A 21,650-nucleotide genomic window follows, 5' to 3' on the forward strand; every position below is an offset into this window, starting at 1 on the left:
CACGTCGACCGCTGCCGGCGACGACGCCCCGGCGGACGGCGACGAGCCGCTCGCCGTCGGCGTCTTCCTCCCCGGATCCACCTCCGACACCGGCTTCATGCAGTCCGCCTACCTCGGCTACCAGCGCCTCGAGGAGGAGCTCGGCGACGAGGTCGAGCTCTCGTTCGTCGAGGAGGTCGCCGCCGCCGACTACGAGCAGACGCTCGTCCGCTTCGCGAGCACGTCCGACCTGGTCATCTCCGTGGGCGGCCAGACGGACGCCGACCTGCGCAAGGTCGCGCCGCAGTTCCCCGACGTGACGTTCGTCGAGATCGGCGGCCCGGCGGACGCCGAGCCCCTCGAGAACCTCGCCTACTACGACCCCCAGCAGGCCGAGGCGGAGTACCTCTCCGGCGCCGTCGCCGCGCTGTCCTCCGAGACCGGCAAGGTCGGGTTCATCGGCGGCGTCGAGCTCCCGGCGATCGTCAACGCCTCGGTCGCGTTCGCGAACGGCGCGGAGGCCGCGGTCCCCGGGACCGAGGTCGTCACGCCCCAGTTCCTCGGCGACTTCAACGACCCTGCGAAGGCCAAGCAGGCCGCGGCGGCGAACTTCGGCGTCGGGGTCGACGTCGTCGGGCAGATCGTCAACCTCGGCAAGCAGGGCATCGAGCAGGCCGCGAAGGACGCCGGCGCCTCGATGGTCGGCGGGCCGATCCCGGGCGAGTGCACCGACGGCGGTCCCTACGTGGGCTACGTCCGCACCGACATCGGGACCGAGGTCGAGCACGCCGTCCGCTCGGTGCTCGACGGGACGTGGGAGGCCGCGCAGGTGCCGTTCGGCCTGACCAGCGACCTGGGTGGCACCGAGTTCGTCCTGTGCTCCGACGACCCCGAGACCGTCGCGGCGCTCGAGGAGATCACGGAGTCCGTCGCCACCGGCGCCGTCGAGACGTACTGACGCGACGTCCCGAGGAGACCTGCCGGCGAGACCTCGCCGGCAGGTCCTCCCGACACCGCACGAGCGGTCCGACCAGCCCGAACGGAGACCTCATGCCCACGACTCTCCCCTCCGCCCCGACGGCGCACGCACCCGGCGACCCGGACGACGCGCCCACGCTCGCCCTGCGCGGCGTGACGCGCGTCTTCGGGACCCACACCGCGCTCGACGCGGTCGACCTCGAGATCGCCGCCGGGGAGGTGCACTGCGTGCTCGGCGAGAACGGGGCCGGGAAGTCCACGCTGTGCAACATCGTGTTCGGGACGCTCCCGGCGACGTCGGGCGAGGTCCTGCTCGACGGCGTGCCGTTCGCCCCGGCGTCGCCCGCCGACGCCCTCGCGCGGGGCGTGGCGATGGTCCACCAGCACTTCTCGCTCGTCCCGACGCTCACCGTCGAGGAGAACCTGCTGCTCGGTCGGGGCGCCCGCCGACTGCGTCCCGACCGGGCCGGTCTCGCCGTACGCCTCGGAGCGATCGAGGAGACCCTCGGCCTGCGGGTCGACCCGGCGGCGCGGGTCGGGACGCTCACGGTCGGCGCCCGGCAGCGCGTCGAGATCGTCAAGGCGCTCCTGGACGGTCCCCGCCTCCTCCTGCTCGACGAGCCCACCGGCGTCCTCGGGCCGGACGAGGTCGACGGCCTGCTCGCGACCTGCCGCCGCGTCGCGGCCGCGGGCACTGCCGTCGTGCTCATCACGCACAAGCTCGCCGAGGTGATGCGCGTCGGTGACCGGGCGACGGTGCTGCGCGGCGGGCGCGTCGTCGGCGGCGGGCCGCTCGCACGCGAGGGCGCCGGCAGAGCGCCGGGCGCCGGTCCCGGCACCGATCTCGGCGACGGCCTCGGCGCCGCCGAGCTCGTGGGCCTGATGGTCGGTCGCGACGCGTCGAGCCTCGACCCGGTGCTCGCCGCGAGCGTGGGCGTGAACCGTCCCGTCGACACCTCGTCGGTCGACGTCTCGTCGGTCGACATCTCGTCGGTCGACGTCTCGTCGATCGACGCCGCACCGGCCGCCGCCGCAGCGGACGGACGCCGGGAGCCGGCCCCGGACGTGGTGCCGCCCGTGCTCGAGGTGCGTGGCCTCGTCGTCGACCGGCCCGACGGCGCGCGCGCGGTCGACGCCGTCGACCTCGTCGTGCGGCCGGGCGAGATCGTGGGGATCGCCGGCGTGGAGGGCAACGGTCAGAGCGAGCTCGTCGCCGCGCTGTCCGGTGCGGTCCGGCCGTCGGCGGGGCAGGTCGTCCTGGCCGGCACGGACGTCACGCGTGCCGGGCCGCGGCGACGGACCGCGCTCGGCCTCGGCGTCGTCCCGGAGGACCGCCACCACGAGGCCGTCGTGACGAGCCTGAGCGTCACCGTGAACCTGCTCCTCGGCCGCCTGCACCGCTACCGCCGGTTCGGTCTGCTCGACCGTCGCGCCATGGACGCGGCGGCGACCGACCTCGCGCGCCGGTTCGACGTGCGGGCCGCGAGCCTCGACGCCCCGCTCTCCGCGCTGTCGGGCGGGAACCAGCAGAAGGCCGTCCTCGCGCGCGAGCTCAGCCTCGACCCGCTGCGCTGCGTCGTGGCGGCCCAGCCCACGCGGGGGCTCGACCTCGGCGCCGTGGACGACGTCGTCGCGCACCTGCGCTCCGCGGCCCGCGCGGGTGTCGGCGTGGTCGTCGTGTCCAGCGAGCTGTCCGAGCTCCTCGTCCTGTGCGACCGCGTGCACGTCGCCTACCGGGGCTCCCTGAGCGGCCCCGTCCTCCCCACCGACCCCGGTGCGCGCGACCGCGTCGCCCACCTCATGACGGGAGCCCCGGCATGACCGCCCCGATCTCGACCGCGCCGCCCGCGCCGCCCAGCGCGCCTGCGCGCCCCGCGACGCCGACCACCACGCACCGTGGCGAGCACGCGCTGCGCGACCGGCTGCTCGCCGCACGCCCTGTCCTCGTCCCGCTCGCCGCCGTGCTCGGGGCGCTCGCCGTCAGCACCGCGCTGGCCGCGCTCGCCGGGGCGACGCCCGCCGAGGCCGCGACCGCCCTGTGGGAGGGCATGGTCGGCACGCCGTACGCGATCGGGTCGTCCGTCAACGTCGCCGCGGTGCTGCTGCTCGTCGCGACCGGCTTCCTCGTCGCGCACCGAGCCGGGCTCGTCAACGTCGGGGGCGAGGGCCAGATCTGCGTGGGCGCCGTCGCCGCGACCGCCGTCGGCACGGCGCTCCCGCCCGCGGTCCCGCCCGTCGTCGCGCTCCCCCTCGTGCTGATCGTCGCCGCGCTGGGAGGTGCCGCGTGGGCGTCGGTCGCGGCCTGGCTCGCGGTCCGGCGCGGCGTGAGCGAGGTCATCACGACGCTCCTGCTCAACTTCGTCGGCGCCGCGGTGCTCGTGCTGGCCGTCCACGAGGAGGCGCTGCTCCGCCAGCCCGTGACGAGCTCGGAGACGCTCCCCCAGTCGTCACCCCTGGTCGACGCCGCGCACCTCCCGCTCCTGGGCGTGCCCGGCTCGCCGGTCACCGTGGGCGTCGTGCTCGCGCTCACCGGGGCCGTGGTCGCCGCGCTCGTCCTGCGGCGGACCGCGACCGGCGTGCGGCTCGCCGCCGTCGGGCAGTCCCGTCCGGCATCGCTCCGCCTCGGCCTGCCGGTCGACCGGCTGCGCTTCTCCGCCCTCGCCACCGCGGGCGCCGGGGCCGGTCTCGCCGGGGGCGTGCTCGTCGCGTCGGCCCCGCACGTGCTCGACGACGGCCTGTCGTCCGGGTACGGGTTCTCCGGCCTCGTCGTCGGTCTCCTCGCGCGCGGCTCGTTCACCGCGGCCGTCGGCATCGCGACCGGGCTCGGCTTCCTCGTGTCGGGCGGCATCAACCTCCAGCTCGCCGCAGGCGTCCCCGCGTCGATCACCCAGATCACGGAGAGCCTCATCGTCCTCGGCGTCGCCGGGACCGCGATCTGGGCGGTGGGCCGGGCCGGTGCGCACGTGCGGCGGGCGCGCCTCGGGCGCTCACGCCCACCGCAGCCCTCCTCCCCCGCCCCCAGGACGACCACCACGGAGGTCCCGTCGTGATCCTCACTCTCACCGACCTCCTCGTCGCCACCGTCGCGCTCGCGATCCCCGTGCTCGTCGCCGCCTCGGGCGAGCTCGTCGGCGAGCGCGCCGGCGTCCTCACGATGAGCGTCGAGGGCATGATGCTCACCGGCGCGTTCGCCGCCGTCGTCGGGGCCACGTCGAGCGGCTCCGCCCTCGTCGGGGTGGCCTGCGGGGCTCTCGCCGGACTGCTGGTCGGCGTGCTGCAGGCCGTGCTGAGCGTCGTCCTGCGTGCCGACCAGATCGTGACGGGCATCGCCGCCAACGCTCTCGCGCTCGCGGGCACGACGTTCGGCGCACGCCTCCTGCTCGAGCGCGGGACCGAGGTGCCGGGGTTCGACCGCGTCGCGATCCCGGTGCTCTCCGAGATCCCGGTGATCGGGCCGGCCCTGTTCCGCCAGACCGGCCTCGCCTACGCGCTCGTGGTCCTCGTCGTGCTGCTCGCCGTGCTGACGTCGCGGCGCACCGGCTGGGGTCTCGCCGTCGACGCCGTCGGCGAGGACGCGGCGAGCGCCGACCGGTCCGGCATCCCGGTTCTGCGCGTGCGCTTCGCGGCGGTGCTCGTCGTCGGGCTCCTGTCCGGGCTCGCCGGGACGCAGCTCGCGCTGTCCGAGGTGCACACCTTCACGGACAACATGACGGCCGGCATCGGGTACCTCGCGGTCGTCGCCGTCATCGCGGGCAGCTGGCGCCCCGTCGGGGTGGCCGTCGCGGCGCTCGTCTTCGGCCTCGCCCAGGCGCTGCAGTTCACGCTCCCCGCGCTCGGCGTCGACGTGCCGTTCGCGCTGCTCGTGATGCTCCCCTACGTCCTCGCGCTGCTCGCCGTCGCGGGCTTCGTCACCCACAGCCGGCCGCCCAGCGGCCTCACGACGCCGTTCGTGCGGCTCGGCCGGTCGTCGTGACCCCGCTGCACCCGGGGGTCGGCCCGCCGTCCGGCCAGACCACCACCCGCCCGCTCCGCACCGCTCGCACGTCACCCGCACGCCCGACCCCTGGAGGCCCCGTGCCGCTCGTCCTCACCCGAAGCGACCTCACCGGACTCGTCACGCCCGCCCAGGTGGTCGAGGCCGTGGAGCACGCGTTCGCCGACCTCGCCGACGGCGCCGCCGCGCAGGCACCGCTCACCGTGGCCGCGGTGGACGACGGCGCGCACTTCCTCCCCATGACGGCCGTCTCGCCGCGCGCGGGCCTCGCCGGGTCGAAGCTCCTCGCGGACGTACCGGGGAACCGCGCGCGCGGCCTCCCCGCGCAGCGCTCGGTGCTCGTGCTCGCGGACGCGTCGGACGGCGCGCCGGTCGCCGTGCTCGACGGCGGCCTGCCCACGCGCTTGCGCACGGCGGCGGCGAGCGCCGTCGCGACGCGACACCTCGCCCGGGACGACGCCCGCGTGCTGGGGCTCGTCGGCGCGGGCGGGCTCGCGCTCGAGCACGTCAGCGCGATCGCCGAGGTGCGCCCGATCGAGCACGTGCTCGTGTGGTCGCGGTCCGCCGAGACCGTCCGGGCCTTCGCCGAGCAGACCGCGGAGCGCCACCCCCACCTCAAGGTGACGCGCGTGGACACCCCCGCGAGCGCCGTCGGCTCCGCGGACGTCGTGTGCACGCTCACCCCGTCGCGCGAACCCGTCGTGCGCGGGGCGTGGTTCCACCCCGGGCTGCACGTCAACGTCGTGGGCGCACCGCCGCGGCCCGACCACCGCGAGGTCGACGGCGAGGCGATGGCCCGCTCGCGCGTCGTCGTGGACTCGGTGTCGACCGCGCTGCACGAGTCCGGCGACACGCTCCTCGCCATCGCCGAGGGCGCGATCGACGAGTCCGCGTGCCGTCTCGAGCTCGGGGACGTGATCACGGGCCGGGCCCCGGGCCGCCGGACCGCCGACGAGGTCACGCTGTTCGACTCCGTGGGCCTCGGGATCCTCGACGTCGTCATCGGGCGCCTCCTCGTGGACGCCGCGCGGGCGGCGGGCCGAGGCCTCTCCGTAGAGTTGTCGGCATGAGCGCGACGCCGCCCGACGACACCTCCGCGACCGGCCGCCCCGCCGCGGCGGGAACCCTCTCGGCGACGGACCGCGCGCACCTGGCGGAGGCGCTCCGGATCGCCCGGGCGACGCTCGCCGACGGCAACCGGCCGTTCGGCGCGGTGCTCGTCGCGGCCGAAGGCCGGGTGCTCGCGACCGGTCGCAACGCCGCCGCGCAGACGGGCGACCCGACGTCGCACGCCGAGCTGGACGCGGTCCGGGCCGTCACCGCCGCCGACCGCCCCGCGGTCGCAGGCGCCACGATGTTCGCGAGCGGCGAGCCCTGCCCGATGTGCGCGGCCGCCCTCGTGTGGTCGGGCGTCGGCCGCATCGTGTTCGGCACCGCCGCACCGGACATCCGCGCCGTCGTGCCCGGGTCGCCGTCGTTCACGCTGCGCTGCGACGACGTGGTCCGGGCCTCCGACGCGACGGTCGCCGTCGTCGGGCCGGTGCTCGGCGACGAAGGCCTGGCGCCGTTCCGCGAGCTCGCTGCCGGCCTGGCCCGACCGCCCAGGTAGTACCGCAGTCCACCGAGGTAGTACCGCAGGCCCGCGAGGTAGTACCGCTGTCAGGACTGCGGTACTACCTCGCGGACTGCGGTACTACTTCGCGAGAGCCGTCTCGATCGCGTCCTGCTCGTCGTCGGTCAGAGCGGGCGCGGAGAGTGCGGCGACGCTGTTCTCGAGCTGGCGGACGCTGCTCGCCCCGACGAGCGCGGAGGTGACGCGCTCGTCGCGCAGCACCCACGTGAGCGCGAGCTGTGCGAGCGACTGCCCGCGCCCCTGCGCGATCTCGTTCAGCGTCCGGGCCGTCGTGAGGTACTCCTCGTCGAGGTTGTCGGCGGACAGGAACGGCGAGTCGGGCCGTGCGGCCCGCGAGCCCTCGGGCGCGAACCCCGAGAGGTAGCGGTCGGTGAGCAGGCCCTGCTGGAGCGGCGAGAAGACGATGGTCCCGATGCCGAGCTCGCCCACGACGTCGAGCAGCGACTCCGACTGCACGCCGTCGTAGCGGTCCTCGTGCGCGGCGTCCTCGACATGACGGTTGAGCATCGAGTAGCTCGGCTGGTGGATGAGCAGCGGCGTGCCGAGGTCGGCGAGGATCGCCGCGGCCTCGCGCGTACGCGCCGGCGAGTAGTTCGAGACGCCGACGTACAGGGCCTTGCCCTGCTGGACCGCGTCGTGCAGGGCCCGCATGGACTCCTCGAGCGGCGTGCTCGGGTCCGGGCGGTGGTGGTAGAAGACGTCGACGTGGTCGAGGCCCATCCGCTGCAGCGACTGGTCGAGCGACGACAGCAGGTACTTGCGCGACGCGCCGTCGCCGTACGGGCCGGGCCACATGTCGTACCCCGCCTTGGACGAGATGACGAGCTCGTCGCGGTACGCCCCCAGGTCCTGCGCGAGGTGCCGCCCGAAGTTCTCCTCGGCGGAGCCGTAGGGCGGGCCGTAGTTGTTGGCGAGGTCGAAGTGCGTGATCCCGAGGTCGAACGCCCGCCGGAGCACGGCGCGCTGGGTCTCGAACGGGTTGACGTCCCCGAAGTTGTGCCAGAGGCCGAGCGAGATCGCGGGCAGGTCGAGGCCGCTGCGCCCTGTCCGCCGGTAGGTCATCGAGTCGTAACGGTCGTCGGCGGCGACATAGCGCGGGATGAGGGGCATGCGCCCATTCTGCCGCGCGCCGCCGCATCGTGCGGGGACCGGCCGTCGTCCCGCCCGGCCTCCTGCCCGACGGCGGAGCGGTCGCACGGTCTCGAGCCTGCGGCTTTCGGGCAGGGTAGGTCACGCGAGGCCGCGGAGGAACGTGCGGAGGTCGCCTGCGAGCAGCTCCGGCTGCTCCATCGCGGGGAAATGACCGCCCTCGGTGAACTCGCTCCAGTGGCCGATCGCCTTCCACGGGTCCATCGCGCGGCGCACGAGGGGATGGGTGTCGAACACGGCCCAGCCGGACGGCACCCCGGGGGCCGCCATGACGAGGTCGAGTCCGGAGTGCTCCGACTCGTAGTAGAACTGCGCGCTCGACGCACCGCTGCGGGTGAACCAGTACAGGCTGATGCTCGTCAGGAGCTGGTCGCGGTCGACCGTCTCGTCCGGCGCCCGGTAGGCGCCGTCGGCCCTGGTCTTGAACTTCTCGGCGATCCACGCGAGCTGACCGACCGGCGAGTCCGTGAGCGCGGCGCCGATCGTGTCGGGCCGATGGTCCTGCATCTCGAGATACCCGCGTTCGCCAGCGTTCTCGGAGCGCACCGCCTCGAGCTCGGCGATCTCGTCGTCGGACAGGCCGTCGGGGTAGGGGAACTTGTCGCCGAGCAGAGCGAGCAACCGGCGGTCGATGCCGAGGTGCGTGCCGAGGACGCGCTCCGGGTGGACCGCCGCGAGGCGTCCCGTGGTGCCCGCACCGATGTCCGTGCCGTGGGCGGCGAACCTCTCGTAGCCCAGGCGCGTCATGATCTCCGCGAAGGCCTCCGTCGTCCGCGCGAGCTCCCAGCCGGTCCCCGACAGCGGCGTGGAGAACCCGAAGCCGGGCAGTGACGGGATGACCACGTGGAACTCGTCGGTCAGCAGCGGGATGAGCCGCTGGTAGTCGACGAACGAGCTCGGCCAGCCGTGGTTCAGCATCAGCGGCACGGCCCCCGGGTTCGCCGATCGCGCGTGGACGACGTGGAACGTCTGCCCGTCGACGACCGTGGTGAGCTGTTCGTGCTCGTTGAGCCTCGCCTCCTGCGCACGCCAGTCGAACCCGTCGCGCCAGTACTCGGCCAGCTCCTTCAGGTACACCAGCGGGATGCCACGGCTGAAGTCGGTGCGATCATCCCGGCCCGGGACGGGGACGGGCCAGCGGGTGTGGGCCAGACGGCGGCGCAGATCGTCGACGTCTGCCTGAGGGATGTCGATGCGGAACGGTGTGAGGGCGGTGTTCTCGGTCATGCGCTCGAGGTTTCCAGCAGATGCGGCAGAGAACCTTCCGCGATCGCTGGGATGATCGAGACCATGTTGGAGACCTCGGCCCGCCTGCTCGAGCTGCTGTCGCTCCTCCAGCTCAGGCGCGACTGGACGAGCTCCGCGCTCGCCGGCCGGCTCGGAGTGAGCACGAGGACGGTGCGCGCCGACATCGGCAGGCTGCGGTCGCTGGGCTATCCGGTGGACGCGCGCCCTGGCGTCGCGGGCGGTTACCGGCTGGCCGCCGGGACGGCGATGCCACCGCTCCTGCTCGACGACGACGAGGCCGTCGCCGTCGCCGTCGGGCTGGGTGTCGTCGCGACCCAGCGGCTCGGCGTCGAGGAGACGTCGCTCACCGCGCTGGCGAAGCTGGAGCAGGTGCTCCCCTCGCGCCTGCGCCGACGCGTCGAGGCCGTGCGCGAGGCGACGAGCGTCGTCCCCGGGTCTGAGCCGCCGCTCGATCTCTCGGTTCTCGCGGCAGTCGCTGCCGCGATCCGTGGACAGGAGCGGCTCAGGTTCGGGTACACGAAGCCCGGGGGCATCGAAGGGGCCCGTCACACGGAACCGCAACGGCTCGTGACCTGGGGTCCGCTCTGGTACCTCCTCGCGTGGGATCTGGACCGTGACGACTGGCGGGTCTTCCGTGTCGACCGCATGGTCCCGCACGCACCGACGGGGGCGCGGTCCCGCCCGCGCGCGATCCCGGAGGACGACGCCGTCGACTTCGTCGTGAGACGCGTCAGCAAGGCGGCCTGGAGGTACCGGGCCCGGGTGCTCGTGCACGCTCCCGCCGCCAAGGTCGCCGCGACGATCCCCGTCCCGCTCGACATCGAGACGGTCGACGAGTCCACGTGCCGCGTCGAGCTGGGTTCCGACGACCCGGACGGTCTCGCGCTGTGGTTGACGCAGCTCGACGCCGACATCGAGGTGATCGACGGGGACGAGCTCGCGATGGCGTTCGATCGCCTCGCGACGAGGTTCCGCCGCGCAGCGGGCGGTACGCCCTCGAGGTGAGTCCGACCGGGCGCCTCGCGAGGTGTGTCACGGGACGCACCCCGAGAGCACTCAGCGCGACGGCGTCTCCACGACCTGGCCCGCCCACGCGAACCCACCCCCGAAGCCGAAGAGCAGCGCGGGCGCGCCGGCGGGGATCCTGCCCGCGTGCCACCACTTGGACAGCCCGAGCGGGATCGACGCGGCGGAGGTGTTGCCCGACTCGACGATGTCGGTGACGACGACCCTGTCCTCCATGCCGAGCGCCTTGGCGAGCGGCTCGATGATGCGCAGGTTGGCCTGGTGGGCGACCAGCACCTCGATGTCGTCGAGCGCCACGCCGGACCGCTCGACGACGAGCCTCGCGCGCTCTGCCGCGCGCGTGATGGCCCACTTGAAGACGGCGCGGCCGTCCTGGGCGAACTTGTCGGCCGGCGCCTCGATGAGCACGGCGGGGGTGAGGTCGGGCTCGGAGCCCCACGTCACCGGGCCGACGCCGGGGGTGTCGGTCGCCTGGAGCACGGCGGCGCCCGCGCCGTCGGCGGTGAGGATGCACGTGCTGCGGTCGGTCCAGTCGGTGAACGCGGTGAGCTTCTCGGCCCCGATCACGACGGCCGTGCGGGCGGACCCGGCGCGGATCGCCTGGTCGGCGAGCGCGACGGAGTGCGCGAACCCGGAGCACGCGACGTTGACGTCGAGCACCGCAGGCCCGACGACGCCGCGCAGGTCGAGCTCGGACGCCTCCTCGGGCGTCGACTGCCCGGGCATGACGCCGGTCCGCAGGTGGTACGCGACGCGGCCCGCGGTGTTGGGCGAGCGGTCGACGGCGGTCGCCGTCGCGACGATCACGAGGTCGACGTCGGCGGCCGCCACGCCCGCGTCGTCGAGCGCGTGGCGGGCGGCCCCGACGGCCATGTCGGCGACGGTCGTGTCGTCGTCGGCGACGTGCCGGGTGACGATGCCCGTCCGGGACCGGATCCACTCGTCGTTCGTCTCGACGAGCTGCGCGACGTCGTCGTTGGTGAGCGTCTTCTCGGGCTGGTGGTGTCCGAGGCCGACGATGCGCGAGCCGGGCGCGCCGGTGGCAGGTGTGAGCATGCGTCGATCATTCACCGTGCCCGGCGGATCGTCCAAGCCGCCGGGTCACGACCGCTCAGGTGACGGTCCCGAGCTGCCAGGGGACGAACTCCTCGCCGCCGATGTCGAGGTCCTCGCTCGCCGTCTGCTCGCCGGACGCGACGGCGAGGATGCGCGCGAAGATCTCGTCGGCGACGGCCTCGAGGGTCGCGGTGCCGTCGACGATCCGCCCGCAGTCGATGTCGACGTCGTCGCCCATCCGGGCGTAGAGCTCGCTGTTCGTCCCGAGCTTGATCGACGGCGTGGGCTTGCACCCGAACACCGAGCCGCGCCCGGTCGTGAAGCACACGACGTTCGCACCGCCGGCGACGAGGCCCGTCACGGAGACCGGGTCGTAGCCCGGGGTGTCCATGAAGACGAAGCCCTTCGTCGTCATGGGCTCGGCGTACTCGTGCACCGCGGCGAGGTCGGCCTGGCCGCCCTTCGCGACGGCGCCGAGGGACTTCTCGAGGATCGTCGTCAGGCCGCCCGCCTTGTTGCCCGGCGACGGGTTGTTGTCGAGGCTCCCGCCGCCCGCTGCGGCGTACTCCTGCCACCACGCGAGGCGGTCGAGCAGACGCTGTCCGACCTCGGGCGTCACCGCGCGCCGCGTGAGGAGGTGCTCCGCGCCGAAGACCTCCGGCGTCTCCGCCAGGGCGGACGTGCCGCCGTAGGCGACGAGGCGGTCGGACGCGATCCCGAGCGCGGGGTTCGCCGTGATGCCGGAGTACCCGTCGGAGCCCCCGCAGTTGAGGCCGAGGACGAGCTCGGACACGTCGCACTCGGTGCGCTCGAAGCGGCCGTCGATCTCCTCGACCATCTCCCGGACGGCCTGGGCACCCGCCTTGACGGTCGCGCGCACGCCTCCCGAGTCCTGGATGGTCAGGGTCCGCACGACGGTGTCCGGGGAGAGCTGCGCTCCGGCGAGGACCGTGTCGACGGCGATCATCTCGCAGCCGAGGCCGAGCACGAGCACGCCCGTGACGTTGGGATGCCCCGCGTACCCGCGCAGCGTCCGCAGGAGCACCTGTGCGCCGTCGCTCGTCGGGACGAGCCCGCACCCCGACTGGTGGGTGAGCGCGACGACGCCGTCGACGTGCTCGTAGCCGTCCATCGCGAACCCGCGGAACTGGTCGGCGATCATCTTCGCCGTGCTCGCCGAGCAGTTCACGGACGTGAGGATCGCGACGTACGAGCGCGTCCCCACGCGGCCGTCGGCGCGGCGGTAGCCGCGGAACGTGGGCCGCGGTCCCGCGGGCGTCTCGAGCGCGGTGCGGACCGTGGCGAGCTCGTGCTCGCGCTCGCCCTCCTCGAAGCCCAGGTTGTGCACGTGCACGTGGTCGCCCGGCTCGATCGACGCCGACGCGACCCCGATGACCTGCCCGTACTTGCGCACGGGATCGCCCGTCGGCACCGCGCGCAGCGCGACCTTGTGCCCGCGCGGGACGTCGTTGCGGACCGTGACGGTCTCGCCGCCCTCGGCCGCCACGACGTCACCGGGGACGAGGTCGCGCGTGGCGACCGCGACGTCGTCCTCGGCGCGCAGCACGAGCAGCGCGGCGCGCTCGTGCGTGGACGCGGTCATGCCCCGACCGCCTGCACGCGCGCCGCGTCGTCGGGGTCGAGGTCGGAGGCGTCGGCGACGGTGGCCGTGAGCTCCCGGTGCGCACCGCCGACCGCGTCGGCCAGGCGGACCGGCAGGCCGGTCTCGAGCGACCTGTTCGCGGCGATCCCGACACCGGCCGCGAGCAGCCCGTCGCGCCAGCCCGCGGGACGACCGAGCGGGTCCTCGCCCGGACCGCGGAAGACGTCCTGCAGGAGCATCGCGTCGCCGCCCCCGTGAGACCCCTGCCCCCTCGGGATCGGCACCTCCCGCGCCTCCTCCCAGTGCCGCTGCACGACGAGCCGCTCGCCGCGCGGGCGCGTCGGCCCGGTGGCCAGCGCCTCCTGCGCGGACGGGTCCAGGACGGGCCGACCGTCCTCGTCCGTGAGGACGGCACCACGCTCGACGACCTCGAGCTCCGCGCGGCCGCGCGTCCCGGTGACGCTCACGCGGTACCCCTCCCAGGGTCCGTAGGCGGTCAGCGAGTAGGTGAGGAGGGCGCCGCGGCCGTACTGGACGATCACGGCAGCCGTGTCCTCGATCGTCACCCCGGGCGCGAACGGGTCCTGGTCGCGCCGGTACCCGTCGTGCGCCTCGGCGTCGAGGTACAGGTCGGCCAGGCGCTGGTCGTCGGCGAGGTCGAGGAGGAACAGGTCGCGCGGCGCGTCCGCCGCAGGGCCGTCGGGAGCACCGCGCGTCCCGCGCGCGGGCCGGCTCCCCGCCGGCGCGTCGTCGGACCCTGCGCCGTCGGCCCCGTAGAAGCGCAGGCCGCCGCGCGCGAACACCAGGTCGGGCTCGTCGTCGACCCACCAGTTGACGAGGTCCGCGTGGTGGCTCGACTTGTGGACGAGGAGCCCGCCGGAGATCGCCTTCTCGCGGTGCCAGCGGCGGAAGTAGTCGGCGCCGTGCACGGTGTCGAGGACCCACTCGAAGTGGACCGCGGTGACCTCGCCGATCTCACCGCTCGCGATGACCTGCTTGAGCGCGGTGTTCCGGGGCGAGTAACGGTAGTTGAACGTCACCACGACGTCGCGACCGTGCTCGGCGACGGCGTCCACGATCTGGCGGCAGCCCCGCCCGGTCGTGGTCATCGGCTTCTCCAGCACGACGTCGGCCCCGGCGGCGAGCACGCGCGCGACGACGTCCGCGTGGGTGCGGTCGGGCGACGTCACGACGACCGCGTCGACGCGCTCGCGCTCGATCATCCCCTCGAGGTCGTCGGGCGCGTACGTCGGGACGGGCGCCTCCCCGGCGGCGGCCACCAGGTCGTCGTAGAACGCGGAGCGGACCGGGTTCGGCTCGCACCACGCGACGATCCGCGCGACGTCGCGGTGCGGCCCGAGGATCGCGTCGACGTACATCTGGGCCCGGTGCCCGGTCCCGACGACCGCGTAGCGGCGACGGGTGTCGGTGTCTCGGGGGGACTCGGCGAGGGGAGGCAAAGCGGTCCTTCCGTGGGTGGTGTCCCGTCCGCCGGTGGGTGGCGGGCGGTCGGCCGGACCGTCCCCGTGGGGCGACGGGGACGGTCCGGCCAGTCGTGCCCGGGCGCTGTCGGCACCCGGTGGATCGGTGCGTCAGCCGCCGATGGCTGCCTCGACCTCGGTCATGAACTGCGCCGCGGCGTCGGCGGGCGAGAGGTTGCCGAAGAGCACCTCGGTGTTGACGCGGATGAGGATGTCGGTGACGTCGCCCGCGCCCTGCGGGGGCACGGCCGGCCCGTCGACGATGTCCTCGCTGATCTCCTCGATGAAGGAGGCGACCTGCTGGTCCGTCGGGGGCAGGTCGGGCAGGATCGCCTCACGGACGTCGACGTTCGCGGGGAGACCGCGGTCGGAGAGCATCAGCGCGCCGGCCTCGGGGTCGTTGAGGAGGAAGTCGACGAACTTCGCGGCGGCCTCCGGGTGCTCCGAGGTCTCGGCGACGGAGTAGTACATCGCCGGCTTGAGGTACATGCCGGTGCGCTCGCCGTCGGACTCGCCGGGCACGCGCAGCAGCTCCAGGTCGCGTCCCGCGGCGGTGCTCACCGCACCGAGCTGGTTGGACCACCAGAAGCCCATCGCACCGGTGTTCGTGCCGAGCAGCGAGCCCTCCGGTCCGGCGGCCTCGATCTCGACGGAGCGCGCGGCGTCCGGCTCGCCCCCGCCGGCCTGCAGGTCGAGGGACGTCTGGAAGAAGTCGGCGACCGTCTCCTCCGAGACGCCCAGCTCACCGTCCGCGGTGTACAGCGCCTCGCCGAGCTGGCGCGCGCGGATCGAGATGCCGGCCTCGTTGAAGCCGTAGTCCTGGGTCCCGTAGACGCCCTCGGACCCGGCCGCGACGGCGTTGGCCGTCTCGACGTAGTCCTCCCAGGTCCACGTGGTGTCGTCCGGGATCTCCACGCCCGCGGCCTCGAACGCCTGGGGGTCGGCGAGGACCGTGTAGGCGTTCACGCCCGTCGGGATGCCGTACAGGCCCCCGTCGGTCTCACCCGTCTTCACGATCGACTCGTCGATCGCGGACGTGTCGACGTCCAGCTCGGCGAGGTCGGCGAGCACCCCACGGCTCGCGTAGTCGGCGAGGTAGCGCTCCTCCTGGGTGATCACGTCGGGCGCGTCGCCCGCTGCCACCGAGGTCGCCAGCTTGTCCCAGTACCCGCTCCAGTCGGTGAAGTCGGGGACGACCGTGATGTCGGGGTTCTTCTCCTCGAAGAGGTCGATGATCTCCTGCGTGGTCTGGTGGCGCGTGTCCGAGCCCCACCACGCGAAGCGGATCTCGACGGGACCCTCCTCGGCCGTCGACGAGGACTCCTCGTCCTCGGGGAGGGCTCCGCTGTCACCCGAGCACGCGGTCAGCGTGAGGGCTCCGGCGACGAGGGCGGCCGCGACGGCCGCGCTGCGGCGTGCAGCGGGGCGCCCCGCGCGGGTGGTGAACGTGTTCATGACTCTCCTTCGGTGCGTGACGAGACGTCGTCGTTTCGGTCGCGGTCCGGCCTGGAGCCGGGGCGGAGTCGTGCGGTGGTGCGAGGTGAGCTACTTGATGCCCGTCGTGGCGATGCCCTTGACGAGGTACTTCTGGCCGAACAGGAAGACGAGGAAGACGGGTACCAGCGAGACGATGGACATCGCGAACATCGGTCCCCACGAGCTCTGGCCGGTCGAGTCGACGAACGTGCGCAGCGCGATCGGGACCGTGTACATGTCCGGCTTGGTGAGGAAGATGAGCTGGCTGAAGAAGTCGTTCCACGTCCAGATGAACGTGAAGATCGCCGTCGTGGCGAGGGCCGGGAGCGCGAGCGGCATCATGATCCGCGCGTAGATGCGCCCGTGGCCGCACCCGTCCAGGCGCGCCGCCTCGTCGAGCTCGCGCGGGATGCCGCGGAAGAACTGGACCATGAGGAAGATGAAGAACGCGTCCGTGGCCAGGAGCTTCGGCACGATGAGCGGCAGGAACGTGTTGATCCAGCTCAACGACGAGAAGAGGATGTACTGCGGCACGATGATCACGTGGATCGGCAGCATGATCGTCATGAGCATGATGGCGAACCAGACCTTGCGGCCGCGGAACTCGAGTCGCGCGAACGCGTAGGCCGCGAGCGAGCACGCCACGAGGTTGCCGAGGACGGACCCCAGGACCACGATCGCCGAGTTCATCAGGTAGTGGCTGAACGGGTGGAGCAGCGCACCCCAGCCCTCGGTGTAGTTGGAGAGGTCGATCTCGGACGGGATGAGCCCGGGCTCGCGGAAGATGAGCGCCGTCGGCTTGAACGAGCTCGCGAGCATCCACAGCAGCGGGTAGAGCATGATGAACCCGAACGCCACGAGCAGCACGTGCTTGACGCCGGACGCCGCGCGGGAGCGCAGGCGTCCCTGGCGGCGCACGGGACGCTGAGAGGCCTCGGCCGCGAGCTCGGTGAGGGTGGTGCGGGCGTCGGCGGTACCCCCGGCGGCCGAGCCGCCGTGCGGGTCGTCGCCGGCCGCGGACGTGGTGCGCCGCACGGCGCCGGTCGTCGTCTCAGTCATCGTAGAAGACCCAATACTTGGAGGCGAGGAAGTTGACGAGCGTCATGCCGCCGACGATGAGGAGCAGGAACCAGGCCATCGCCGACGCGTAGCCCATCTCGTAGGAGCCGAAGCCCTTCAGGTAGAGATAGAGCGTGTAGAACATCGTCGAGTCCGCCGGGCCGCCGGTCCCGCCGCTGACGACGAAGGCCTGCGTGAAGGACTGGAAGGCGTTGATGAGCTGCAGGACGAGGTTGAAGAAGATGATCGGCGTGAGCATCGGGACGGTGATGGCGAAGAACCGCCGCGTCCTGCCGGCGCCGTCGATCGAGGCCGCCTCGTAGTACATCGCCGGGATCTGGCGCAGACCCGCGAGGAAGATGACCATCGGCGCCCCGAACGTCCAGACGTTGAGGACCACGAGCGTCCCGAGCGCGTAGTCCGGGTGCGACACCCAGCCCTGACCCTGGATCCCGAAGAAGGCGAGCACCTGGTTGAGGAGCCCGTCGGCGCCGAAGACCTGGCGCCACAGGATCGCGATGGCCACGCTGCCGCCGAGGAGCGACGGCAGGTAGTACACCGAGCGGTAGATCGCGAGACCCCGCATGCCCTTGTCCAGCAGGAGCGCGAGGCCGAGTGCCGCGGCGAGCTGGAGCGGCACCGACACGAACACGTAGGTGAACGTCACGCGCAACGAGTTGTGCAGGCGCGGGTCCTCGAGCATGCGCTCGTAGTTCTCGAAGCCCACCCATGACGGCGCCTGCAGGAGGTCGTAGTCGGTGAACGACAGATACAGGGAGGCGGCCATGGGGACGGCCGTGATCAGCAGGAGACCGGCGAACCACGGCGCGAGGAACAGCGCCGCCGCTCGGCCGTCACCACGCCTCCTGCGGGCCACGGGCCGGCGTGCCGGCGCGTCGCCGCCCACCTTCGCGGGTTCGGTCACGGTCGCCACGGCACGCCTCCTTCAGGGGGCGCGCCGCCTACAGCGTTGCGGGTCATGCCATACCTCCGGTCGACACTGATCGGAACACGGTGCGCATCCGTCGCCGTAGCGGGAAACCGGTTGCACGTGGAGGAACGTATCACACCAGGAACCGGTTTCCCATGGTGTACCGTCATGCCATCGCGACCGGCCAGGGGCCGGGAGAGCGTGCCCGCGACGACGCGGGGGGCGCCGAGGACGCGCGCCCGACGACCCGAGGGAGAACGATGGCCAGCGTGAGCACACGCCGAGACCAGATCACCATCGCCGACGTTGCGACGGCGGCGGGTGTCTCGCGCGCGACGGTGTCGAGGGTCATGAACGGCCGGTCGACCGTCGACCCCGAGATCACCGAGCGCGTGCGCCGCGTCGCCACGGAGCTGAGCTACCGCCCGAGCAACGTCGCCCGCAGCCTGTCGATCGGGCGCACCCACACGATCGCGCTCGTCGTCCCCGACCTCGGCAACCCGGTCTTCCAGCAGATCCTGCGCGGCGTGACCACGGCGGCGGCGCCGTCGGGCTACCGCGTCCTCGTCGCGGACAGCGCGGAGGACCCGAGCGAGGAGGCCGCGATCGCGCTCGAGGCACGACTGCGGTGCGACGCGCTCGTCCTCGTCTCGCCGCGCATGCCCGACGCCCTGCTCGCCGACCTCGTCCCCCAGGTCGCGCCCGTGGTCCTCGTCAACCGCTCGCTCGCCGGCGCCAACGTGCCCGCGCTCGTCGTCGACTACGCCCACGCCGCCGAGCAGGTGCTCGAGCACCTCGTGGGCCTCGACCACCGCCGCGTCGTCTACCTCGCGGGCCCTCCGGGCAGCACCTCCGACGCGCAGCGCCGCGAAGGGCTGCGCCGCGTGCTCGACCGCCGCCCCGACGTCGAGGTCGTCGAGCTCCTCGGCGGCTCCGACATCGCCGCGGGCCACGCCGCCGTCGACGAGGTGCTCGCCGCCCGCCCGACGGCGGTCGTCGCGTTCAACGACCTCGTCGCCTTCGGCCTGCTCGCGGGCCTCAACGAGGCCGGGGTCGCGATCCCGGCCGACCTCTCCGTCGCAGGGTTCGACGACATCGACCTCGCGCGGTACGCCACCCCGTCACTGACCACCGTCGCGGTTCCCCAGGCCGAGCTCGGCCGGCACGCGTGGAAGGAGCTGTCGGCCTTGATCGACGCGAACCAGGGCGCCTCGCACGCGACGCGCTTCGACCCCTCTCTCGAGGTCCGGGCGAGCACCGGCCCCGCGCCCCGCGGCGTCGTGCGCTCGCGCGCCGCCCAGCCGGAGACGCGGGCACCCGAGGCCACCGGGGTCTCCGCACCCTCCCCCGGGGACGTCGTGCGCTGGGAGACGGACGGCGACGCCGTCGGGCTCCGCTACGGGGACCTGCGCCTCGCGCGCTACCAGCAGGGCGACCGGCTGCCGCAGGTGCACGCGCCCCGCAGCTTCCTGCACCCGGTCCACACGCTCGCCGGCGTTCCCCTCACCGACTCCGGACCCGTCGACCACCGTCACCACTACGGCGTCTCCGTCGCCGTGCCGGACGTCAACGGCACGTCCTACTGGGGCGGGCGCACGTTCGTCAGCGACGTCGGCCCGACGCTGCTGCCGAACCACGGCCGCCAGCTGAGCCGTGCCCTGCTCGTCGACCCCGTCGAGCCGCACCTCCTGCACGACCGCGTGCGCTGGCACGACGAGCACGGCGTCCCCCAGCTCGAGGAGGACCGCCGGCTCGACGCCTGGTTGCTCGACACGGACGCCTGGGTGCTCGACTGGAGCTCGACGCTGCGCGCCGAGCGCGGGGCGCTCGTCATCGGGTCGCCCGCCACCAACGGGCGGCCGGGCGCCGGCTACGGCGGGCTGTTCTGGCGCCTGCCGATCGCCGGCCGCACCGAGGTCCTCAGCGCCGCCGGCACCGGCGAGGAGCTCGCCCACGGGAGCACGTCCCCCTGGGTGGCGTACGTCCAGGAGCACGGGGACCGCCGCACGACGCTCGTCCTCGTCCAGCCCGGCGAGCCGCTGCCCTGGTTCGTCCGGGCGTCGGAGTACCCGGGCACGGGCCCGGCCCTGGCGTGGGAAACGCCGCGGACCGTCCCGGCCGGTGGGACGTTCGAGACCGGGGTCCGCGCCGTCCTCGTGGACCGGGCGCTCGACCTCGACGAGGCGGCCTCGTACGCGGGACGCGTCCGATGAGCGACGCGACGCCGGTAGCGGTCGTCGGCATCCACGGTCACGGGGGGTCGCACCTGCGCGCCGTCGCGGCGCTCGCCGAGCGCGGCCTCGTGCGCCTCAGCGCGGTCGTCGACCCCCGGCGGCCCGACGACGACCCCGCGCCCTGGTTCCCGACGCTCGGCGACCTGCTCTCCGCGGCCGATCCCGACGTCCGGCCCGAGGTCGTGATCCTGTGCACGCCGATCCACACGCACCTCCCGCTCGCGCGCGTCGCGATGGAGGCCGGGCTCGACGTCCTGCTCGAGAAGCCCACGGCGGCGTCGTTGGCGGAGCACGCGGCGATCGTCGAGACGGCCGAGCGCACCGGTCGCCTGTGCCAGGTCGGCTTCCAGTCGTTCGGGTCGCACGCGATCGACGCCGTGACGGAGCTCGTCGCCGACGGCGAGATCGGCGAGGTCGTCGGGTACGGCGCGGTCGGCACGTGGGTGCGGACGGCGGGCTACTGGGGACGCGCGGCCTGGGCGGGCCGGCGCCGCCTCGACGGGCGCGACGTCGTCGACGGCGTCGTGACGAACCCGCTCGCGCACGCCGTCGCGACGATGCTGCGCGTCGGCGGGGCGAGGACGTCCGCGGACGTGGCGCACGTCGTCGTGGACCTGTACCGCGCGAACCCGATCGAGTCCGACGACACGTCGTCGCTGCGGGTCGTGACGGCGGACGGGAGGCGCTTCGGCGCCGGGCTCACGCTGTGCGCGCAGGAGCGGACGCCCGCGCGGGTCCTCGTGCTGGGCACGGACGGAGAGATCACCTTCGAGTACGAGCACGACCGCGTCACGCTGCGCACGCCGCGGCTCCAGGTCGAGAAGACCTACGGCCGGACGAACCTCCTCGAGGACCTGCTCGCGACGCGCGAGGACCCGGACCGGCGTCTCGCGTGCGACGTCCGCGACACCGGAGCGTTCATGCGCGTGCTCGAGGCCGTCCGGACCGCACCTGCACCGCGCGCGATCCCCGACGACGGCGTGACCTGGCTCGGCGAGGGCGACGACCGCCACCCCGTGGTGGCCGACGTCGCGCGGTGGTGCGAGGACTCCGCCCGGAGCGCGCGGACGTTCACCGAGCTCGGCGTCCCCTGGGCGCGCTGAGCGGTCCGGGCGTGTGAGGAGACTCAGCGGTTCAGGAGCCAGTCCACCTCACGGCGCAGGAGCTCGCGCCGCGACGGCGAGGCGTACGACTCCACGCCGTGGCCCAGACCGTCGTAGACGGCGCGGGCCCCGGCGCTCACCCACGCGACCGGCTGGTCCGTCCCGTCGTGCCGTGCCGTGAGCAGGACGCGCGACGAGGGGTCGACGACGAGGTCCCGGTAGCGCTCGTCGTCCGCCACGACCGGGCCGAGGCCGCCGACGACGGGGTGGTCGCCCACCGGGGTGAACGTCGCGACGTCCTGCGGCGGGTGCCAGGACGTGCCTGGCACCCAGCGCCCCCCGAGGAGTGCCGCCCAGTGCGGGCCGTCCGCGAACGCGTTCGCGGCCTGGTGCAGCCCGAGCAGCGCGCCGCCCGCGGCCGCGTACGCCCGGACCGCCTCGTGGGCGGGCGCCCACGCGGCGTCGTCGCCGTCGAAGCCCGGGTCGGGGCGGCCACGGCCGGCGTTCACCACGACGAGGTCGAACGCGCCGAGGTCGCCGAACGCGTCCGGGAACGTGGACCGCACCTGCGCGTCGACGCCCTGCTCGCCGAGCAGACCGGCTACGACGTGCGACGTCGCGGCGTGGTCGTGCCACGGGTCCTCGTACCGTCCGCGGCCGGCGAGGACGAGGGCGCGGCTCGGCGTGGTCATGCGCCGCA

The 21,650-nt window shown here is 73.8% G+C and carries 17 protein-coding genes and 1 pseudogene; 9 read left to right on the forward strand and 9 right to left on the reverse strand.

Annotation, left to right across the window (positions count from 1 at the left end; all coding sequences use genetic code 11):
* Positions 1-67: 67 nt before the first annotated feature.
* The 6 genes and pseudogenes from NFS20_RS13430 to NFS20_RS13455 form a co-directional block, all read left to right on the forward strand.
* Positions 68-937 (forward strand): annotated as a pseudogene (locus NFS20_RS13430) (BMP family ABC transporter substrate-binding protein); the annotation flags it as partial.
* A 92-nt stretch (positions 938-1,029) separates the two neighbouring features.
* Positions 1,030-2,778 (forward strand): ABC transporter ATP-binding protein, encoded by a 1,749-nt coding sequence (locus tag NFS20_RS13435; protein ID WP_251152307.1) that lies wholly within the window; start codon positions 1,030-1,032, stop codon positions 2,776-2,778.
* Positions 2,775-4,007, forward strand: coding sequence for an ABC transporter permease (locus tag NFS20_RS13440; protein ID WP_251152308.1), 1,233 nt, complete (start codon positions 2,775-2,777; stop codon positions 4,005-4,007). Before NFS20_RS13435 ends, NFS20_RS13440 begins: the two co-directional genes overlap by 4 nt.
* Positions 4,004-4,930 (forward strand): ABC transporter permease, encoded by a 927-nt coding sequence (locus NFS20_RS13445; RefSeq protein WP_251152309.1) that lies wholly within the window; start codon positions 4,004-4,006, stop codon positions 4,928-4,930. Before NFS20_RS13440 ends, NFS20_RS13445 begins: the two co-directional genes overlap by 4 nt.
* Before the next feature lie 101 nt (positions 4,931-5,031).
* Positions 5,032-6,021 (forward strand): ornithine cyclodeaminase family protein, encoded by a 990-nt coding sequence (locus NFS20_RS13450; protein ID WP_251152310.1) that lies wholly within the window; start codon positions 5,032-5,034, stop codon positions 6,019-6,021.
* Complete coding sequence (locus NFS20_RS13455) at positions 6,018-6,560, forward strand: nucleoside deaminase (protein WP_251152311.1); 543 nt, start codon at positions 6,018-6,020, stop codon at positions 6,558-6,560. Before NFS20_RS13450 ends, NFS20_RS13455 begins: the two co-directional genes overlap by 4 nt.
* 84 nt (positions 6,561-6,644) lie before the next feature.
* Here NFS20_RS13455 and NFS20_RS13460 read toward each other — a convergent pair whose 3' ends face one another.
* Together NFS20_RS13460 and NFS20_RS13465 are read right to left on the reverse strand one after the other, a co-directional pair.
* The gene (locus tag NFS20_RS13460) at positions 6,645-7,694 is read right to left on the reverse strand and encodes an aldo/keto reductase (protein ID WP_251152312.1); all 1,050 of its coding nucleotides are present in this window, start codon (positions 7,692-7,694) and stop codon (positions 6,645-6,647) included.
* Between the two features lie 120 nt (positions 7,695-7,814).
* Positions 7,815-8,960, reverse strand: coding sequence for an epoxide hydrolase family protein (locus tag NFS20_RS13465; protein WP_251152313.1), 1,146 nt, complete (start codon positions 8,958-8,960; stop codon positions 7,815-7,817).
* A gap of 63 nt (positions 8,961-9,023) precedes the next feature.
* Between NFS20_RS13465 and NFS20_RS13470 the strand changes: the two genes are divergently transcribed.
* Positions 9,024-9,986: a helix-turn-helix transcriptional regulator gene (locus tag NFS20_RS13470; protein WP_251152314.1), complete on the forward strand. Its 963-nt coding sequence runs from the start codon at positions 9,024-9,026 to the stop codon at positions 9,984-9,986.
* 51 nt (positions 9,987-10,037) lie between these two features.
* Here the strand turns inward: NFS20_RS13470 and NFS20_RS13475 are convergent, their stop codons facing one another.
* The 6 genes from NFS20_RS13475 to NFS20_RS13500 form a co-directional block, all read right to left on the reverse strand.
* Positions 10,038-11,063, reverse strand: coding sequence for a 3-oxoacyl-[acyl-carrier-protein] synthase III C-terminal domain-containing protein (locus NFS20_RS13475; protein ID WP_251152315.1), 1,026 nt, complete (start codon positions 11,061-11,063; stop codon positions 10,038-10,040).
* A gap of 55 nt (positions 11,064-11,118) precedes the next feature.
* Complete coding sequence (locus NFS20_RS13480) at positions 11,119-12,666, reverse strand: UxaA family hydrolase (protein ID WP_251152316.1); 1,548 nt, start codon at positions 12,664-12,666, stop codon at positions 11,119-11,121.
* A complete protein-coding gene (locus NFS20_RS13485) occupies positions 12,663-14,045 on the reverse strand; it encodes a Gfo/Idh/MocA family oxidoreductase (protein WP_251152651.1) in 1,383 nt (460 codons plus the stop codon). The genes NFS20_RS13480 and NFS20_RS13485 overlap by 4 nt, the downstream gene beginning before the upstream one ends.
* A gap of 213 nt (positions 14,046-14,258) precedes the next feature.
* Positions 14,259-15,602, reverse strand: a complete 1,344-nt coding sequence (locus NFS20_RS13490) for an ABC transporter substrate-binding protein (protein ID WP_251152317.1) — start codon at positions 15,600-15,602, stop codon at positions 14,259-14,261.
* Positions 15,603-15,692: 90 nt separating this feature from the next.
* Entirely contained in the window at positions 15,693-16,682 is a 990-nt protein-coding gene (locus tag NFS20_RS13495; protein ID WP_251152318.1) for a carbohydrate ABC transporter permease, read from the reverse strand.
* On the reverse strand, positions 16,675-17,589 hold the full coding sequence (locus tag NFS20_RS13500) for a carbohydrate ABC transporter permease (protein WP_251152652.1): 915 nt from the start codon (positions 17,587-17,589) through the stop codon (positions 16,675-16,677). The genes NFS20_RS13495 and NFS20_RS13500 overlap by 8 nt, the downstream gene beginning before the upstream one ends.
* A 284-nt stretch (positions 17,590-17,873) precedes the next feature.
* Between NFS20_RS13500 and NFS20_RS13505 the strand changes: the two genes are divergently transcribed.
* Positions 17,874-19,826, forward strand: coding sequence for a DUF6807 family protein (locus tag NFS20_RS13505; RefSeq protein WP_463106191.1), 1,953 nt, complete (start codon positions 17,874-17,876; stop codon positions 19,824-19,826).
* A complete protein-coding gene (locus NFS20_RS13510; protein ID WP_251152320.1) occupies positions 19,823-20,950 on the forward strand; it encodes a Gfo/Idh/MocA family protein in 1,128 nt (375 codons plus the stop codon). Before NFS20_RS13505 ends, NFS20_RS13510 begins: the two co-directional genes overlap by 4 nt.
* Before the next feature lie 23 nt (positions 20,951-20,973).
* Here the strand turns inward: NFS20_RS13510 and NFS20_RS13515 are convergent, their stop codons facing one another.
* Positions 20,974-21,642, reverse strand: coding sequence for a ThuA domain-containing protein (locus NFS20_RS13515; protein ID WP_251152321.1), 669 nt, complete (start codon positions 21,640-21,642; stop codon positions 20,974-20,976).
* Positions 21,643-21,650 lie beyond the last annotated feature (8 nt).

It is taken from the genome of Cellulosimicrobium sp. Marseille-Q4280 (assembly GCF_943181405.1).
GTDB lineage: Bacteria > Actinomycetota > Actinomycetes > Actinomycetales > Cellulomonadaceae > Cellulosimicrobium.

What these genes read in the sequence shown, in the direction of transcription:
- NFS20_RS13435 (WP_251152307.1), top strand. Translation starts at nt 1,030, where the DNA reads ATGCCCACGACTCTCCCCTCCGCCCCGACGGCGCACGCACCCGGCGAC.
- NFS20_RS13440 (WP_251152308.1), top strand. Translation starts at nt 2,775, where the DNA reads ATGACCGCCCCGATCTCGACCGCGCCGCCCGCGCCGCCCAGCGCGCCT.
- NFS20_RS13455 (WP_251152311.1), top strand. Translation starts at nt 6,018, where the DNA reads ATGAGCGCGACGCCGCCCGACGACACCTCCGCGACCGGCCGCCCCGCC.
- NFS20_RS13460 (WP_251152312.1), bottom strand. Translation starts at nt 7,694, where the DNA reads ATGCCCCTCATCCCGCGCTATGTCGCCGCCGACGACCGTTACGACTCG.
- NFS20_RS13465 (WP_251152313.1), bottom strand. Translation starts at nt 8,960, where the DNA reads ATGACCGAGAACACCGCCCTCACACCGTTCCGCATCGACATCCCTCAG.
- NFS20_RS13470 (WP_251152314.1), top strand. Translation starts at nt 9,024, where the DNA reads ATGTTGGAGACCTCGGCCCGCCTGCTCGAGCTGCTGTCGCTCCTCCAG.
- NFS20_RS13475 (WP_251152315.1), bottom strand. Translation starts at nt 11,063, where the DNA reads ATGCTCACACCTGCCACCGGCGCGCCCGGCTCGCGCATCGTCGGCCTC.
- NFS20_RS13480 (WP_251152316.1), bottom strand. Translation starts at nt 12,666, where the DNA reads ATGACCGCGTCCACGCACGAGCGCGCCGCGCTGCTCGTGCTGCGCGCC.
- NFS20_RS13485 (WP_251152651.1), bottom strand. Translation starts at nt 14,045, where the DNA reads ATGTACGTCGACGCGATCCTCGGGCCGCACCGCGACGTCGCGCGGATC.
- NFS20_RS13490 (WP_251152317.1), bottom strand. Translation starts at nt 15,602, where the DNA reads ATGAACACGTTCACCACCCGCGCGGGGCGCCCCGCTGCACGCCGCAGC.
- NFS20_RS13495 (WP_251152318.1), bottom strand. Translation starts at nt 16,682, where the DNA reads ATGACTGAGACGACGACCGGCGCCGTGCGGCGCACCACGTCCGCGGCC.
- NFS20_RS13505 (WP_463106191.1), top strand. Translation starts at nt 17,874, where the DNA reads ATGGCCAGCGTGAGCACACGCCGAGACCAGATCACCATCGCCGACGTT.
- NFS20_RS13510 (WP_251152320.1), top strand. Translation starts at nt 19,823, where the DNA reads ATGAGCGACGCGACGCCGGTAGCGGTCGTCGGCATCCACGGTCACGGG.
- NFS20_RS13515 (WP_251152321.1), bottom strand. Translation starts at nt 21,642, where the DNA reads ATGACCACGCCGAGCCGCGCCCTCGTCCTCGCCGGCCGCGGACGGTAC.